Annotated in this window: 13 protein-coding genes and 1 pseudogene; 8 read left to right on the top strand and 6 right to left on the bottom strand. The window is 64.0% G+C overall.

All coding sequences use genetic code 11. From position 1 onward, the window contains the following. Position 1 precedes the first annotated feature (1 nt). The gene (locus RW112_RS18725; protein ID WP_317783244.1) at positions 2-1,642 is read right to left on the bottom strand and encodes an ABC transporter substrate-binding protein; all 1,641 of its coding nucleotides are present in this window, start codon (positions 1,640-1,642) and stop codon (positions 2-4) included. A 137-nt stretch (positions 1,643-1,779) separates the two neighbouring features. Here RW112_RS18725 and pdxA point away from each other — a divergent pair, with 137 nt between their 5' ends. After that, positions 1,780-4,164 carry a 4-hydroxythreonine-4-phosphate dehydrogenase PdxA gene (gene pdxA, locus RW112_RS18720; protein WP_317783193.1) on the top strand — a complete coding sequence of 795 codons (2,385 nt, stop codon included), beginning with the start codon at positions 1,780-1,782 and terminating at the stop codon, positions 4,162-4,164. Between the two features lie 64 nt (positions 4,165-4,228). Beyond that, on the top strand, positions 4,229-5,008 hold the full coding sequence (locus RW112_RS18715) for a DeoR/GlpR family DNA-binding transcription regulator (protein WP_317783192.1): 780 nt from the start codon (positions 4,229-4,231) through the stop codon (positions 5,006-5,008). Between the two features lie 194 nt (positions 5,009-5,202). On the opposite strand, the gene RW112_RS18710 is transcribed toward RW112_RS18715, so the two are convergent. After that, positions 5,203-5,934 carry a hypothetical protein gene (locus tag RW112_RS18710; protein ID WP_317783191.1) on the bottom strand — a complete coding sequence of 244 codons (732 nt, stop codon included), beginning with the start codon at positions 5,932-5,934 and terminating at the stop codon, positions 5,203-5,205. A gap of 251 nt (positions 5,935-6,185) precedes the next feature. Between RW112_RS18710 and RW112_RS18705 the strand changes: the two are divergent. After that, positions 6,186-6,998, top strand: a pseudogene (locus tag RW112_RS18705) (ribokinase); the annotation flags it as partial. A 122-nt stretch (positions 6,999-7,120) separates the two neighbouring features. Next, positions 7,121-7,735 carry a helicase associated domain-containing protein gene (locus RW112_RS18700; protein ID WP_317783243.1) on the top strand — a complete coding sequence of 205 codons (615 nt, stop codon included), beginning with the start codon at positions 7,121-7,123 and terminating at the stop codon, positions 7,733-7,735. Positions 7,736-7,747: 12 nt separating this feature from the next. On the opposite strand, the gene RW112_RS18695 is transcribed toward RW112_RS18700, so the two are convergent. Continuing rightward, positions 7,748-8,020, bottom strand: a complete 273-nt coding sequence (locus RW112_RS18695; RefSeq protein WP_317783242.1) for a recombinase family protein — start codon at positions 8,018-8,020, stop codon at positions 7,748-7,750. 1,029 nt (positions 8,021-9,049) lie between these two features. On the opposite strand from RW112_RS18695, the gene RW112_RS18690 reads away from it, so the two are divergent. Continuing rightward, positions 9,050-10,087, top strand: a complete 1,038-nt coding sequence (locus tag RW112_RS18690) for a hypothetical protein (protein ID WP_317783189.1) — start codon at positions 9,050-9,052, stop codon at positions 10,085-10,087. A 99-nt stretch (positions 10,088-10,186) separates the two neighbouring features. On the opposite strand, the gene RW112_RS18685 is transcribed toward RW112_RS18690, so the two are convergent. Beyond that, positions 10,187-10,450, bottom strand: coding sequence for a hypothetical protein (locus tag RW112_RS18685; RefSeq protein WP_317783188.1), 264 nt, complete (start codon positions 10,448-10,450; stop codon positions 10,187-10,189). 184 nt (positions 10,451-10,634) lie between these two features. Between RW112_RS18685 and RW112_RS18680 the strand changes: the two genes are divergently transcribed. The 3 genes from RW112_RS18680 to RW112_RS18670 all read left to right on the top strand — a co-directional run bounded on the left by RW112_RS18680 (position 10,635) and on the right by RW112_RS18670 (position 12,660). Continuing rightward, entirely contained in the window at positions 10,635-10,940 is a 306-nt protein-coding gene (locus tag RW112_RS18680; protein ID WP_317783187.1) for a hypothetical protein, read from the top strand. Continuing rightward, positions 10,937-11,536 carry a Fic family protein gene (locus RW112_RS18675; protein ID WP_317783186.1) on the top strand — a complete coding sequence of 200 codons (600 nt, stop codon included), beginning with the start codon at positions 10,937-10,939 and terminating at the stop codon, positions 11,534-11,536. The genes RW112_RS18680 and RW112_RS18675 overlap by 4 nt, the downstream gene beginning before the upstream one ends. 161 nt (positions 11,537-11,697) lie before the next feature. Next, the gene (locus RW112_RS18670; protein ID WP_317783241.1) at positions 11,698-12,660 is read left to right on the top strand and encodes a DUF4365 domain-containing protein; all 963 of its coding nucleotides are present in this window, start codon (positions 11,698-11,700) and stop codon (positions 12,658-12,660) included. Positions 12,661-12,804: 144 nt separating this feature from the next. Here RW112_RS18670 and RW112_RS18665 read toward each other — a convergent pair whose 3' ends face one another. Next, a complete protein-coding gene (locus tag RW112_RS18665; protein ID WP_317783185.1) occupies positions 12,805-14,334 on the bottom strand; it encodes a hypothetical protein in 1,530 nt (509 codons plus the stop codon). 224 nt (positions 14,335-14,558) lie between these two features. Next, positions 14,559-15,503 (bottom strand): hypothetical protein, encoded by a 945-nt coding sequence (locus RW112_RS18660; RefSeq protein ID WP_317783184.1) that lies wholly within the window; start codon positions 15,501-15,503, stop codon positions 14,559-14,561. Positions 15,504-15,576: the final 73 nt, after the last annotated feature.

Here is a 15,576-nt window from a genome sequence, read left to right as displayed (position 1 = left end):
CTTAGGCCTCCAGCCGTGCATCAACGAGCGGGTAGGAGTTGGTGGGTGCCAGGTTGATGCCGGACACCCGCTCGCGGTGGGCGAGGACGGATTTGGGCACGAACGCCCAGGCGCAGGGCCAGGTGTCCCAGATGGCCTGCTGCGCCACGGCCAGGAGTTCCTGCCGGCGGGCCGGGTCCACCTCGGAGGACGCGGCCTGGATCTTGGCCTGCACCTCGGGGATGACGTAGCCCTGGTAGGTGTCGCGGGTCTTTTCCTTTTCCGGGGTGCCGGCGTACATGCCCTGCATCATCGTGATGGCCAGGCCGGTGGGGCTGCTGAAGCCGTTGCCCAGCAGGTCCCAGTCGCCCTGCTTGCCCTGGCGCCAGGCCAGGATGTTGCCGCCGGGTTCGAACTGCTGCAGCTCGGTCTTCACGCCGATGGCGCCGAACATCTCCACCAGGGCCTCCATCACGGAGGTGTCGGAGGCGAACTCGCCGGTTTCCCAGATGATCTTCAGCGTGAGGTCCTTGACGCCGAGTTCCGCGAGCCGGGCCTTGGCCTTCGCCGGATCGTAGGTGTAGGTGCCGGTCTTGTGGTAGCCGGTGAGGCTGGACGGCGTGACGCCTTCGGCCGCGCTGACGGAGTCCACCAGAACGTCCTTCACCAGCGCCTCGCCGTCGATGGCCCAGCTGAGGGCTTCGCGGACGCGGACGTCGGCCAGCGGGTGGCCGGCGGGCTTGCGGAAGTTGTAGAAGATCTGGTTGAGCCGGAGGCTGGAGGCTTCCTTGAGTTCGACGCCGGGAAGTCCGGCCAGCTGTTCGCGCGAGTCGGGTGTGATGGAGTCGATGATGTCCACCTCGCCGCTGCGCAGCGCGATGACGCGGCTGGATTCCTCGGGGAGGAACCGGACTTCCACGTTCTCCACCTGCGGTGCGGGGCCCCAGTAGTTCTGGTTGCGGGCCAGGCTGTAGGTGCCGGCGCCGCGGTTGAACTTGGTGACCACGTAGGGGCCGGTGCCCAGGCCTTCCTGCAGTTCCTCCGGCCTGTTCTGCGCGGCGGGGGTAATCAGGATCATGCTCATGAGCGAGTCCAGGATGGGGACGGGCTTCTTGGACACCATCTTGAAGGTGCGGTCATCCACCGGCACCACCGCGGGGAATTCGGGGAAGAAGCCGGCCACGAAGGAGCCCTGCACCTGCTGGTACATCTTCAGCGCAGTGGCCACGTCCTCGATTTTGACGGGGCTGCCGTCCGAGTAGCGGATGCCTTCGCGGAGCCGGACGGTCCATTCGGTGGGGCCGGTCATCTCGAAGCGGTCCGCGAGGACCAGGACGGGCTTTGTTTCGGGTCCGATGGCGGTGAGGCCCTGGCGGACGGAGCGCTGCACGGTGACGGCGGCGTCGAACTGGTTGAGCTTGTTGTCCAGGCTGACCAGGGACCGGTTGAGCGCTAGGGTCAGGGTGCTGGGGCCCGGCAGTCCGGTGGGGCCGGCGCAGCCGGCGAGGCTTCCTGTGCCCAGCAGAAACCCTGCCGCGGCGCCGAACTGCAGCAGCCTGCGGCGGGAAATCTCACTTCCTTGAGGAAGAACGGTCATCGTTGACCTCTCGGTTTGTACGGGGACGGCGGCCTGCCGGTTGGCTGCGCCGAATGTTGTCTCCATCACTTTGCCACTCCTGCGCAATTTGCGCAACCCTGCTAGCGCGATTCGCGCAACCGTGTCAGAATGAATGCATCCCGCTCCATATGGAATCGAAATACCCATATGGAACATCAGCCGCCTACGACGAGAGGAGCAATGTGGCTTCCGTATTTGTGCAGGCCGACGATTTCTCCGGCGCCGCCGAGGTTGGCTACTGCTTTGTGCAGCACGGGCTGTCCGCGCAGGTCCTGCTCGGAACGGCCGCTCTTCCGGGAACGCACGACGGCGGCGCCTCCTCGCCGGGTCACGCCACCGACGTGGTGGTCACCGACACCCACTCGCGCGGGCTTGCTGAGGCTGCTGCCGGAGCCCTGGTGGCGGAGGCTTTTTCCGATGGCGCCGCTACGAGCGCGCAGGTTTTCTTCAAAAAGATCGACTCGCTGTGGCGCGGGAACGTCCGCGCCGAAGCGGCCGCACTGACGGGCCTGGGCTACCACGCCGTGGTGGCCGGGGCGCTCCCCCAGCTGCAGCGTTCGGTTCTTGGCGGGAGGCCGTTCGTTGCCGGGACTCCCCTGGCGCAGACGGAGCTGTGGCAGACCGAACTGTCCGCGCCGCCTGCCGATATTCCTACGCTCCTCCGCCCGGAGGATCCGGCCTCGGTGAAGACCCTGGACCTGGCCGCGGTCCGGTCCGGCTCGCCTCCCGCGGAGCTGGCCGGGCTGCTGGATTCCGCACAGCCGGCGCTGGTGGTGGCTGACGGCGAGACCGTGCAGGACCTGGAGCACGTGGTGGACGCCCTGCTGGAGATCGGCTTCAACGCGGGCGGCCGGCAGGTGGTCCTCGTGGGTACGGGCGGAACCGCGGACGCTCTCGCGCAGCGCCTGGCCGCGAAACTTGCGCGAAATGCGCAGTCCGGGGCACCGGCTGAGGCAGCCACCGCGGAACTGCACGTAGGCACCCGGCCGGTGCTCGCCGTCGTCGGCTCCGCTTCCGGAACCGCACAGGCGCAACTGGCCCGGCTGGAGGCTCGCGGTTTCACGGTGGTCCGGCTGCACCCGCTATATGCAGGGGCCACCGGCGCGTACCAGCCGCAGCTCGACGAGGTCCGGCAGACGCTGGCGGCGGGCAGCAATGTGGCCGTCACCCTGGCCGCCGCCAAAGTGGACCCGGCAAAGGCCCCCGGCATCGTCCGGGCGCTGTCCGCCTTCGCGGCCGAGGCAGCCAAGGGAACGAACGCTGACATGATCCTCACCGGCGGGGAGACGGCCCGGGAAGTCCTGGACACCGTCGGCCTCCACCGGCTGGTGCCGCTCGCGGCCGTGCAGCACGGGGCGGTGCTCAGCCGCGCCGAGGACGGAACCCTGGTGGGCACCAAGCCCGGCAGCTTCGGCGATGACCTGGCCCTCCTACAGCTTTACGACGAAATCCGGGAGCGCCGCGGCCCATCCGCGCAGGCTCCCGCCAACACCCTTCCCAGCAAGACTTCCGAACGATCTGGAGCAGAAATGACCACCGAAGCAGCAAGCAAGACCAAGCAGGACGCCCTCCCCTATGTGGCCGTCACCATGGGCGACGGCGCCGGGGTGGGGCCGGAGGTGGTGGTGGCCGCCGTGCTGGATCCGCAGAGCAACGCCGAGTGCCGGCCCGTGGTGATCGGCGACGCGCTGCGCCTGCGCCAGGCCGCTGAGGTCCTGGGCATCGAGGCGGACATCCGGACCATCGAAAAGGTGGAGGACGCGGTGTTCACGCCGGGCCGGGTGAACGTGATCGACCTGGCGCTGCTGCCGGAGGACCTGCCGTGGGGGCAGCTCTCCCCTGTGGCCGGCCACGCCGCGTACGAGTACATCCGGGTGGCGAGCGAGCTGGCGATGGCCGGAACGGTGCAGGCCATCTGCACGGCGCCGCTGAACAAGGAGGCGCTGCACGCGGCCGGGCATATCTTCCCCGGGCACACCGAGCTGCTGGCGCAGCTGACGGGCACGGAGGAAGTGTCCATGATGCTCTCCACGCCCAAGATCCGGGTGATCCACGTGACCACGCACATCGGGCTGATGGACGCGATCCGCAAGATCAACCCGGACCTGGTGGAGCGCACCATCCGCCGCGGGCATGAGGCCCTTGTCCGGGCGGGCATCCCGAACCCGAAGATCGGTGTGTGCGCCATCAACCCGCACGCGGGCGAGAACGGGCTGTTCGGCCAGGGCGAGGAAGCGGAGAAGATCGAACCGGGCGTGAAGGCGGCGCAGGCTGCCGGGATCGACGTGACGGGCCCGTTGCCCGCGGACACGCTGTTCTTCCTGGCCGGCCGGGGCGATTACGACCTGGTGGTGGCCATGTACCACGACCAGGGGCACGGGCCGGTGAAGGTGCTGGGCATCGAGGCCGGCGTGAACATCACGGTGGGCCTGCCGGTGATCCGGACGTCCGTGGACCACGGCACGGCCTTTGACATTGCCGGCAAGGCAATCGCTGATCCGCGCAGCATGGTGGAGGCGCTGCACCAGGCGGCGGAGATGGCCACGCGGCCCAGCGTGGCCGTGTAGCAGCACTGTTTTGTTGGGGGCCGGAACTAGCATGGTAACCACGCCCACGCGAAGGAGACCGGGAATGCTGAGCGCAAATGCCAGGCGCGAGGAGATCTACCACCTCGCCGTCACCACCGGCCTGGCGTCCGTGGAGGAACTGTCGGCCCGGTTCGAGGTGACGGCCTCCACCATCCGCCGCGACCTGGCGCTGCTGAACGGGCAGGGCCGGCTGGCCCGCACCTATGGCGGGGCGATGGCTTTGGGCGCGCACCCGGAGGCGTCGCTGCGGCAGCGCACGGGCGAGGCGTTTGAGCAGAAGCACGCCATCGCCCGCTGGGCGGCGTCCGTGATCCGGCCCGGGGAGAACATCCTGCTCGACGCCGGCTCCACCGTGGGTGCCCTGGCGCACGAGCTGCGCGGGTTCGAGAAGCTGTCCGTGACGACGCCGGGCATCAACACTATGCAGGAGCTGGCCGATTCGGAGGGCATCGAGGTGGACTGCCTGGGCGGCCGGCTGCGGAGCCTTTCGCAAAGTTTTGTGGGTCCGCTGGCTGAGGCGGCGCTGGAGCGGATGAGCTTTGACCGCGTGTTCCTGGGCGCCGACGCCGTCACCGCCGAGGACGGCATCTGCGAGGCCGACCACGCCCAAACCCGGCTCAAGGAGCTCATGGCCCGGCGCGGCCGGGAGGTGTATGTGCTGGCGGATTCGTCGAAGCTGGGCCTCCGGCCCTTCCACGCGTGGGCGCGGCTGGCGCTGCCCTGGACGCTGGTGACGGACGACGGCGCGGATGCTGGGCAGGTTGCGAAGTTCAGGGATGCTGGAGTGGAGGTAGAGGTGGCGGATGTCGTACCGGGTGGCTGAGACTGTCGAAACGTACCTACGGATTACCGCCGATGATCCGTTACTGAGAAGTGAGCTTCTTTATCTTTCCTGTAATGAATCTTGAGCGCGGAAACTCGAGAGGGGCTACTTGTCGAGAGGATCTAAGACAGTTGCACTAGGCAGGTTCATGTTGTGAGCTACATGGTCTGGTTGCGAGAAAAAATCGAGCTGATTTACACGCCATCGCCCGCGTCTGTCTTTTTGACCTTGACTGCTTCTTCAAGATTCGGCCCCATCCCCTTCCCACGGCGCATCCTCAAACGAACGCGTTTTACGAAATATTTGAACCTCTCGAAATAGAGGTGCCAACCCACGGTCCTTTCACTTGGATTGAGAGGTATGGGTTTCAGCCAGTCTTCAACGGGGCGGTTCCACCATTGGTCTTCATCGTCCAGTAGCCCATCCTCGCGGTCCTTGGTCTCCATAAGCAGGTTGATAAACAGGTTGTCCGTTGCATGAGGGGCCAACAGCCTGTGGTAGTGGGCCGCGACAACACTGCCCAAGACATGCACAGTTTGATCCAATTGATTACCCCAGTTGTCTTCTCGTTCGGATTCCTCTTCAAATTTAGGATCGAAGGTCATCCCACCAAGAGTTACGATGCGCCGGCATAGAAAGTCGATTAATAGCTTTACGTCTTGGTTATGGATAGTTGGCTCAGTGTTTAGAGCTAACAACATGTCTGCAGAGAAAAGTACAAAGCGATCTTCGTTCGCCTCAGCTCTTCTGCCAGCAAAGATGTTGATCGTAAAGCGCCGTGCAGCGATGAGGAGCTTCTCATACTCAATGCGTTCAAGCTCCCGTCGCTGGTTGCGCCATTGAATGACACGGTCAGCCACAAATACAGAAAAGGCCACAAAGGCGGCGATTGAGGCAGCGACTACCGGGGCGTCGTTAGAGGGCATGTCCAGAGGATACACATACCCGTGATTCCTTTTTTATTTCATGATCATGCCGACCCTGCCCGTTTACACGACGGCGTCGTTCGAGATTCGCGATGGGGGCCGGCAGTGGTGGCACTGGCATGCCACGGCAGCTCAAATTTGGCCGGCCCCGTGGTGCTGGGAGCCCTCGGCGCTCCACCGGTTGCTTCGTCCTGAACGAAGCCCCAGCCATGACTGCCCGCGGAATCCGTGACAGCGGCGAACACTATTGATCCGCGAACAGGCTCCCCTCCCCGGGTGAGACCCTTGGCGGTGGGACTTTGACACAGCAGGCCGGCGGCAAGGGAGCCAACCAGGCAGTGGCCGCTGCACGTTTGGGCGCCAGGACGAGGATGATCGGAGCTGTGGGCGATGACGCCTCCGGCCGCCTGATGCTGGAGGCGCTTTCCGGCGCGGGAGTGGACACCACTGATGTGGCGGTGCTCGACGGCGACGCGACGGGTACCGCGCTCATCGTGGTGGACGCCGACGGCGAAAACCAGATCGTGGTCTGCCCCGGGGCCAATGCTGCGTTTTCGTTGGAGAACGTGGAGTTTACGCCCGACGAGACGGTGCTGTGCCAACTCGAGGTGGGCCTGCCCGTGGTGCTGGAAGCCGCCCGGCGTTCCTCCGGTTTCTTCGTCCTGAACGTGGCCCCGGCGATGGACCTGCCGGCGGAGCTGCTGGAGCAGTGCGACCTCGTGATCGTCAACGAGACCGAGTACCAGCTGATTCCGGCACTGGCCGAAGCCAAGCTTGTCGCGGTGACCTACGGGAAGGACGGCTCGGCGATGTTCGAGCGCGGGCGGAAGGTGGCCGGGGCCCCGGCGTCCGCGGTGACGGTGGCGAACACGATTGGGGCGGGTGATGCGTTCTGCGCGGCCCTGGTGCTGGCGGTCCGGGCTGGGCTGGACTACTCCACGGCGCTGGCGGCGGCCAATGCGGTGGGGGCCGATGCGGTGGGCGATCCTTCGTCGCAGCCGGCGTTGGGTCCGCTGGCACAATATGTTGGCCGGAATACCAACCACACACCCCTCGGGCAATAGGCTTGCTCCGGGCCCTGCATTGCCGCGGCTACGGGCCGGCAACACCCCTCCATGCGTCGTGGCAGGATGGTGGCGTGACTACCAACATTCGGGGCAGGGCACCGAACCAAGAATGGGTACTGATGTATCGTCGTGGCCTCGGCCGGCGCCAAATAGCGGAGTTAGTTAAAGCAGCACCGGCTACAGTTGGCTACCACCTCGGCATCGCCCGAAAGACTGATCCTGGCCTGCAGGCAGAGCATCAGGTGGCAGCGGGTAGAAAGCCCTCAAAAGTCACGGTACAGGGCCTGGAGCGTATGCAGCAGCTGCTCGCTTTCGTGCAGGAGACGGGGCGTTACCCATCAAGGCACAGCGGGACCAAATCAGAGCGCACCCTGGCGGCGTGGCTGCAGCGCAGGCGCCAAGAGGCCCGGACAGGAGCCCTGCCACCAACATTTCGGGACGGCCTGGCTGTGCTGCCCGCTTGGCAGACAGCGCCTCGTGCCGAGGCGGACGAGAGTCGCTGGCTGGAGCGACTCCAGGCCCTGGCCAGATACCGGGCAACCGGCCACGAGTGGCCGAGGCACAAGGCGTCTGTTTCCGGCGAAGAGCATGAGCTAGGAGTCTGGCTGCACAGTCAGCGGTACAAGCTCCGGAACGGTGAGCTCAACTCGGAGAAGACCGACATGTTGGACTCAAACCTGCCGGGGTGGCGGGTAGGGAGAAAGCGTGGCAGACGGCCGCTGATAGATGGCTGAATAAGAAGGGACTTATAGCGCCCCTCTATACCCGATCCAGGTGTTCCGCGAGGAACACCCAAATGAAATTTGAGCATCGCGTGACCGCACGCAGTCTGCGGTTCTTGGGGTATCTAACGAGCCGCATGGGCGAAGCATTCGGAGGCAGAGATCGAACTCGGGTCGCTTGGAGTCCTTGCTGCCTGAGGCCTTCTCGGTGAAAATCCGATCGCAGCCAGCGTCCTGAAGCTCATTGATCTGGCGGACCAGAATCTGGTCGCTGCGCGAGACGCGCGCGTAGCCGATGTCCGTGTCTCTCCACGATCTTTCGGTGGAGAGCTCCGATGTTCGGCGTCTGAGAGCTCAGGGCTCAAAAGTGTCAGTGTTGAACAAGCCCGGGGTCGACGCCTGGTCGACCTTGTCTCTCATGTTATCTAGCGTTTGCGACAAACCAATTCTGAGAGACCGACAATGTCGGCGTGTCCTGCGTAACGACAGGGGTACAGACCCGCCGCCGGAGCTGAGTCGCAGACGCTCGTTTGCGGAGACCCATTCGTCAAGGCTTCAAGCAGGAATACATGACTACGGAATACTGCTCATGCCATACAGTGCTGACATAGCAACACTCGTAAGCGGCACGTACTCAGGTGGTGGTCATGTCTTCTCGCAGCCATAAGCAGCTCAACGTAAGCGCTGGTGGCCCTGAGCCGTTAGCGCGACCCACCGAAGACGAGTGCTGGGCCGACTTCTGGGCAGGTGTTGCAGCTATCTGGATGACCCTCCCCTTGGAAGTGCAGCAAGATTATGCCCGCCGGTTTCCGCCGCCGGAGCAGGTCGCAAGCCGAAGGTTCGTGGTTCAGTCTGTCCTGTCTCTTGGCTCCGACAGGCCATAACTGTCCGAAGCCCGGCGTAGGGTTCTCACCATGACAAGCAACGGCGACGATTTGGACTCTGGCGGGATCCGGGAGGCGATCTTTCAGACAGAGGAGAACATGAATCGCTGGTGTCCGTCAAGCGGGGAGAACGTCGGCTCGATGATCGAGTTCCGCGGCACGGATGAGTGGCACATCGTGTGCCCTACGTGCGGGACCCGATGGGCCGGAGGGAGCACCGTGCTCAACGACCACAACCTACCGGGTTCCCGATGAGCCCCCTTTAATGACGGGGAGATCTCGATCGCGTGAGATGGCGAAGTGATGGGCACAGCATCTCACCGACCGCGTTCAGCGACTTTCGGACACGAACATGCCGGCTGGTTACCCGCGACGCCCCTGACGGACGAGGACAAGCCGCAAGGTCGAACGCATCACGTGCTGGCAGCACTATGGTCGAAGAATGACGACTCAAAGCACGCGGATCACCCTCGATACGAACTTGTGGTCCACGCTGGATGATGGGTCACTTCCCCGGTTGGAGACCCTCCTTGAAGAACTGGACCTGCAGGTGCAGGTATTGCCCAGCACACTGCTGGAGATCATCGACATCCCGCTCGAGGAGGTCCGCAGGAAACTGGTGGCCGGCCTTGCCAAGGGTTCCAGGAGAACGCGCGTTCGTACCGAGGCGGATCTGTTCGCTGAGGAAGTCGTAGAGCTCATCAGACGCACTCATCCTGAGTGGCTTCGCCGGATTCCTGACCGTGCCGAGGTGGAACGTCTCCGGACCTTCTGGTTGAAGAAAATCTGGAGGCAGGCTCTGGAGGACTCCACGCCCCTGCATGAGCATCAACGAGGCCAGTCCCGCATGAGGGATCACATCGTCGAAGGCCAGAAGCAGAACCGCAGAGGGCTGTTGGAGGAGAAGTTCAAGGTGGGCGACCTCACCGAGCTTCACGGAAAGGATGATCCGGAGTCGGACAGGGCTTCCCTTCACAGGAACCTGCCCGGATGGGACCGCTCCACCAGGGCGCTGTGGCGACTCAATCTCGCGCACGTCACTTGGTACGAGCTGGGAGTGATCGGTCCTCGAGCCCGCATCACTGGCGAGGACCGCACCATGACCGACTGGATCGAGCCTTGGGTGGACCTCGGGAAGCTGCGGTCCAGCCCGGAGAGCTTCGTAAACATGTGGCTGGATGAGGCCCGCGTTGCTGATGTCCCTCGAAATTGGCTGAACTGGGCAATCAATTTTGTGCAGCTGACAGCCAAGGTCGGCCAGGGCAACCCGGTGGATGCTCAGCACGCGTCCTACTTGGTCGACTGTGACCTGTTCCTGACCGCAGACAGGCGCTTCGTCGAGGTCCTGGAACGCGTTCGCGAGGACGCTCCATTTTCCTTTGCCGAAACGGTCCTGGTGGATGGTGACCGCGGGAAGCCCACAGCAGAGCGGATTGAGCAGGCCCTGTCTCACGTCGCCCAGGCGAGGGACTCTCATTGACGCTCGACGCGCCGTTCAGTTGTCGAGGCGCAGACGGAGCCCGCTGGCGTCCGGGAGATCAGCACTGATGCCTTGACCCTCTGGTGGTGCTTGCCTGAACTAATGGAGCAGGAAAAAGAGAGCCCCGACGAAGAGCGCGATCGCGCATCCCCGTCCGGGCTCAAGGTGGTGCTCGGCAGCCAGACGGTGCTCGTCGGGCGCAGCGCCGGCTGGGCCGGTGCGGGTCTTAGGCAGCCATCCGAAGCCGCCGATGGCGCGAATCCGCACGGGGGCCTGCAGCTCCAGGTGCTTCAGCTTGCCGTCGAGCACCTCGAGCGCCCGCTCCAGCTGGGCCAGGCTGCACTTGTGGTCGTCGTTACTCATCGTGCTGCTCCTTTCTGGTCGGGAAGGAGCGCGTGTCGTCTTTCGAGGCCAGATCCGGATCGGCTGTGCCGATCTGAAGAGCCGCCCATCAGAAAAGAAAGGAGCCGGTAACCGGGCCCCTGCCTGCTGCCGGGTTGATTGTGCCGACGTAGACTGTGAACAGTGACCGGCGGAAGGAGGAGGGATGAAAAAGGTCAAGTACACAGCGGGTCTGGTCAAGCGGGCAGCGACAGCCAAAACCGAACATCTCGGCCTCTCGTTCAAATCCTTTGAGATAAGGCCGGCCATGAAGCCGGTCAAGGTGGACGACCGGGTTATTGCCGAGCAGGTGGCAGCTTCGATGGCCATCGAGGATCGTGCAGTCCAGCCGGAGCACATTGTTGTGGAATCCACTGAGGAGTCGAGGAAGGCTCTCGCAGACGTACTCTCGATCCGCATGCGGGACCGGAACCGCCGTCAGCCGCCGGACGATGACGTGGCGGCTTGGTGAGCCCAGGCTACGACAGCACACCGGTCGATCCTGAGGACGCGACGGCGTTCGTGGACGGAGTGTCTTTCGACACCAAACTGCAGGTATATGAGGCCGAGGCCAATGCCATTTCCGCGGTTCAGGCAGAGATGATGTCAGCCATAGGCGAGGGTGCAGTCACTGCCATCGACTTGTCCACGCACGGCATCCTCGAGTCCCTCCATAAGAACTGCTACTCCCCGATCTGGAAATGGGCAGGAAAGATCAGGACCCGGGAGGTCACCATCGGTGTTGCTCCGGAGCAGATCCGCGAGCAGCTGGCCGCTGAGGTCGGAAATATCAGGTTCTGGGTAGAACAGGATCAGATGGACCCGGGTTGGGTGGCGATGACCGCGCATCACCGGCTTGTCAAAGTGCACCCCTTTGTGGATGGAAACGGGAGAATTACGCGCCTGTTCGCCGATCTGCTGCTGTTCAGCCTCACCTTGCGGTACACCTTCGACTGGCAGCCGGCCCTGGAGTCGCATCTGTACTTCGAGGGGTTGAGGGAGGCGGACCGTATTCTGGACGTTGGTACCCTTCTCGATACAGTCGGGCTCATCGACCTCGAAGGTTAGGGGTCCTGTACCGACGGACAAAGAAGAAGGAGCCCCGACGCCGGGGTTTCTTCCTCTTGCGTCCGGGCTCAGCAACTGCTGTTCAGAGTGGCAAATCCGGTTGGCCGCGCGCCGCACGCCTTCATCACGTCGGGCCCGCAGTGCGGCAAGATGGGTCTGTGATGCGCCGTAAACCTAGTGCCAAAGTCGGCAGTGCAGGCCTGACTCACACACGTCTTGCTGTCGAGGATGAGCTCGGATGGCTTTTTCGCGATCAGCCCACCGAGGATTACGGTATCGATGCTCACGCGGAGCTCGTGGACGGTGAGGATGTCCGTGGCCGGCTCCTGGCTCTCCAGATCAAGGGCGGCAAAAGCTGGTTCAGTGAACCCGGTCCCGGTGGCTGGTGGTTTCGCCCTGACGCCGCACACGTCCGCTACTGGACGAACCACTCGCTGCCGGTTGTTGTTGTCCTCTACCACCCTGAGACCAAGCAATGCTACTGGCAGCTTGTGAATCGCGAGACGCTCGTCGAAACATCGACCGGCGGATGGAAGCTGCTCGTGCCAGCTGCGCACTTGCTTGATGAGACAGCCCGAATTCCGCTCAAGGATGCTGCGGCCGGCGATCCCTATGTTCTCCGAATCCGCGAACTCCAGCTGGCGAGACCCTGGATGGAGATGCTCGCGGGTGGTACGCGGCTTCTGGTTGATATGGAGGAATGGATCAACAAGTCTTCGGGCCGCGGTTCGATCTCGATTGGCATCGATCACGAGGACAGTCATGACCCAGAGGAACTTGTCACCTGGCAGTTCTTCGTGGGGCCAACGAGTTACTCTGATGCGGTAGCGAAGCTTTTTGCCTGGGCCGACCTCGATGTCCACGAGGAAACCTATGACGATCCGGAGTACGACCAGTACGAAGCGGAGTGCTCGATTTGGGATGAGGCTGATCAATTTTTCACCGAGTCGTTTGATGACTGGAGACGCGGGCGCATTGCAACCGGTATCCGTCCCTTTAAGAACGCCGAAGGTGAAGTTGACTACTTCCGCCTCGAACTGACGCTCAACGATCTGGGCAAGGCCTTCTTGGTGGTAGACAAGTTCGCCACCGAGGGTGATCGGCAGCTGACAATCGACCACTAGCCGGCATAGGTCCGTGACGGCGACATCGTCCGCGTGAAGTCACCGGACCGCGTAGACTCTGACCATCATGATCAGCCCGTTGCCGTCAGGCGCGGGCTGATTTTCTTGGCCGATGGAGGCTCCCCGTTCTCGGCAGGGCTGCTCTCAGTTCTTCGACTGGTTCGGGACGAGGTGGTGCGGCCCGACGAATCCGACATGCACCTTTTTGGTCGCGCCGCCCGTGTCGTCGTAGAAATAGACTCGCGGGGCGAGGCTGCCGCCGCCCTCGGAGATCTTCAGATGCGCGAGCATCGTGGTCTCGCCCGAGGGATCCACTGCAGGGTCGACTTCGAAGTCACGCGTGCCCTTGAACTTTCCGCCCGTCTGAACGCCCTCGCTCTCAGTCATCGACAGCTTCTTGGTCGAGGCCGGCCAGCCGAGCAGGGGGCCCGAGGCACACCATTCCCAGAACCCGCCCTTGTCCCATCCGGCAGCCCGCTCCTGGGCGTAGGCCGCGAGGGCGCGCAGTCCGCGCCACGTCTTGTTGCCCCAGTTGTAAGCCTCGGGCGCGGTGTCGATGTCCTCGAGCTCACGGACCGCGGACTCCGGCAGAGCGAGCCACTCCGAAAGGTACATCTGGGCCGCCATCACGGCTTCCGAGGCGTACTGCACTTCATCCGGTACCGACGCTCCATCGGAGTGCTGCGTCCCCCAGAGGACATCGGCCAGTCCGAGGCTGATCAACTCGTCCTTGAGCCTTGCCAGATGGCCGTTGGCGCTCGCAAGCTCCTTCTCCAACGAGCTCTGCTCGTCACGGGCCAACTCGAGCTCGAACTCCCAGTGATCACGGGCATCAACCAGCTCCTTCGCCGGGACCATGCCGTCGAGTGCGTCCGCCGGCAGGCCGCTCTGCACACCGAAGACTCGGAAGGCATCGGGCACACGACGCCTGGTGGAGAGCTGCGCGACGGAGTAGACAATGCGGTCGACCGTGCCTGCCCGCGACTCTTCGAACCGCGTCCGGAGGTAATAGCGGTGACGCCACCCGTCAGCGTCCCTGGTGACGATGCCAGGCGCGTAAACCCGCACGCCGCCATCCCAGATCGCGAGGGATCCGAACTCGTTCCGGAACGCTGCGACGGCACTGCGCTCAAGGGTGATGACGGTGGCGACACCCTCGGCGCGCGCGGCAAGACCCCCCGCTATGCGCAACCAGGAGCCATCATGCTCGCCGAACGGCTCTGAACAGACGATAACGGGAAGGGTCCGGTCCGGCTTCGCAAGCATCTCGGCCAGGATGTCGATCCCGTTCGAGGGCACGGGCAGAGGTTCGGTGAGGATTGGGCTCCCGCCGAGGTGGGGCTTCTCGACGGCGGTCAGCAGGTCGTGCACGATCTTCGGCCGCCCCACTGTGACCCGGCGGGCGAGGTCGTCCGAGGACATACTCAATTCAACGAGGGCATAAACCCCGTCCCCGTCGGCGACGACCCGGATCACGGTCGTCCAGTCGGTCGGGTCTGCGGGGAGCTCGTCCGTCACGGTGACTTCGAAGGCTTCCGGGCCGATCGACCGGAGCAAGACGTCACGGTGCCGGCTTTGGGAAACGTCGAACTCGGTGCGCCCCTCGACCATCGGCACAGGCTCGGAAGTCTCCTGGATCCACCCTGCGACCAAGATCTTGAGCCGTTCGACCACAGCCCGAGGATCCGGGCCCGATGTGTCCGACCACACCGCTCTATAGAGAACACTCATGCAGCCGACGCCCCCGCTTCCCCTGAGAAGCGCCCGGTCGGCTCCTCTTCATCTATGAGATGACTCTATATCCATGAGATGGCTCTACTGGGGTCCTCCGACATGACATCCACGTTCGCTGGCTGCGACCGTGATCGACAAAGTTGAATCGCGCTGCCTTCGATCCTCTACCCGTCCGAAGGCAGGCCTAGCTGCAGACGCAGCCGGCGTGCTTCGGCCTCCACTTTTGCCAGCCGGGCCTCGGCCTTCCTGCGTTCGGCGTCCGTGTGCGTGACCGCGACCTTCTTCGTGTCCGGCCTGCGGGTCAACCAGCCGATCCTCTGGTATCCGGTGATGCGCCGGGCGTAGCGGCACGTGCTGCACTCCTGCTCGGGCTCGGGCGTCTGCCAGCGCAGGTCCACCATCTTGCGGATGTGGTCGCGCTCCGCTCCTTCCCTGGGCCACCCGGTGTGGCCTTCCGCCGACCATATCGCCTCGAACTCGCTCCGTATCAAGGCGGTGCGGGCCTCGGTGGCCAGCTTCGGCCCGTCCTCGGGCTTCCAGCCCACCTCAGCCAGGACGGGCTCGTGCACGTGCCCGCAGGCGAGCCGGACCCGCCAGAACGCCCACGAGTGCGGCTCGGGCCTCCTCGTCTTGGCCCAGGTTTCGGCGTCGATCCCAGCGTAGGGACACTCCTCCGGGTCCGGCGGGATTTCCTCGACACACGAGTCGATCCACTCGACGACGTCGCGGTACACCTTCTGCACTTCGCCGTGCTCGTTCGGGCACCAGAACTCGCTCGCGGGCAGACGGCGCTCAGCCATCGGGTCGAGCCAGCGCCGGGCGTCCGGGTAATCGTCCTCCCCACGCGTGTAGAGCTCGTGCACGCAACCGCACTCCAGCTGGACTTGCCAGCGGTACATGTCCTTGGCCTTGGGCACGAAGACCGGCCAGAGGACTGGTTGGTAGCGGCGATGGAGAGCCTCGGCGTTCTCCTCGAACTCCTTCAGCGCCTGCATCTGGGGACGGGCGCGGCCCGGCACCCGGGTCAGCAACGAACCCGGTGCAGCCACAGGTGCATACTGTGAAGTCCCGCCTGTGCGTGAAGGACCGGTCTGATTCAACTGAGTCATCGTCGTCCAGTCTGCCAGATGTAACCGACGCGGAAATACTGGGACGGAATGAGGCCCGAACAGGAGACGCTCA

This window comes from Arthrobacter sp. B10-11 (assembly GCF_033142195.1).
Lineage (GTDB): Bacteria > Actinomycetota > Actinomycetes > Actinomycetales > Micrococcaceae > Arthrobacter > Arthrobacter oryzae_C.
Note: the sequence above shows the minus strand (reverse complement) of the source record. Positions and strands in the feature narration are given on the sequence as shown.

What these genes read in the sequence shown, in the direction of transcription:
- RW112_RS18725 (WP_317783244.1), bottom strand. Translation starts at nt 1,642, where the DNA reads ATGGAGACAACATTCGGCGCAGCCAACCGGCAGGCCGCCGTCCCCGTA.
- RW112_RS18715 (WP_317783192.1), top strand. Translation starts at nt 4,229, where the DNA reads ATGCTGAGCGCAAATGCCAGGCGCGAGGAGATCTACCACCTCGCCGTC.
- RW112_RS18710 (WP_317783191.1), bottom strand. Translation starts at nt 5,934, where the DNA reads ATGCCCTCTAACGACGCCCCGGTAGTCGCTGCCTCAATCGCCGCCTTT.
- RW112_RS18700 (WP_317783243.1), top strand. Translation starts at nt 7,121, where the DNA reads ATGTATCGTCGTGGCCTCGGCCGGCGCCAAATAGCGGAGTTAGTTAAA.
- RW112_RS18690 (WP_317783189.1), top strand. Translation starts at nt 9,050, where the DNA reads ATGACGACTCAAAGCACGCGGATCACCCTCGATACGAACTTGTGGTCC.
- RW112_RS18685 (WP_317783188.1), bottom strand. Translation starts at nt 10,450, where the DNA reads ATGAGTAACGACGACCACAAGTGCAGCCTGGCCCAGCTGGAGCGGGCG.
- RW112_RS18680 (WP_317783187.1), top strand. Translation starts at nt 10,635, where the DNA reads ATGAAAAAGGTCAAGTACACAGCGGGTCTGGTCAAGCGGGCAGCGACA.
- RW112_RS18670 (WP_317783241.1), top strand. Translation starts at nt 11,698, where the DNA reads ATGCGCCGTAAACCTAGTGCCAAAGTCGGCAGTGCAGGCCTGACTCAC.
- RW112_RS18660 (WP_317783184.1), bottom strand. Translation starts at nt 15,503, where the DNA reads ATGACTCAGTTGAATCAGACCGGTCCTTCACGCACAGGCGGGACTTCA.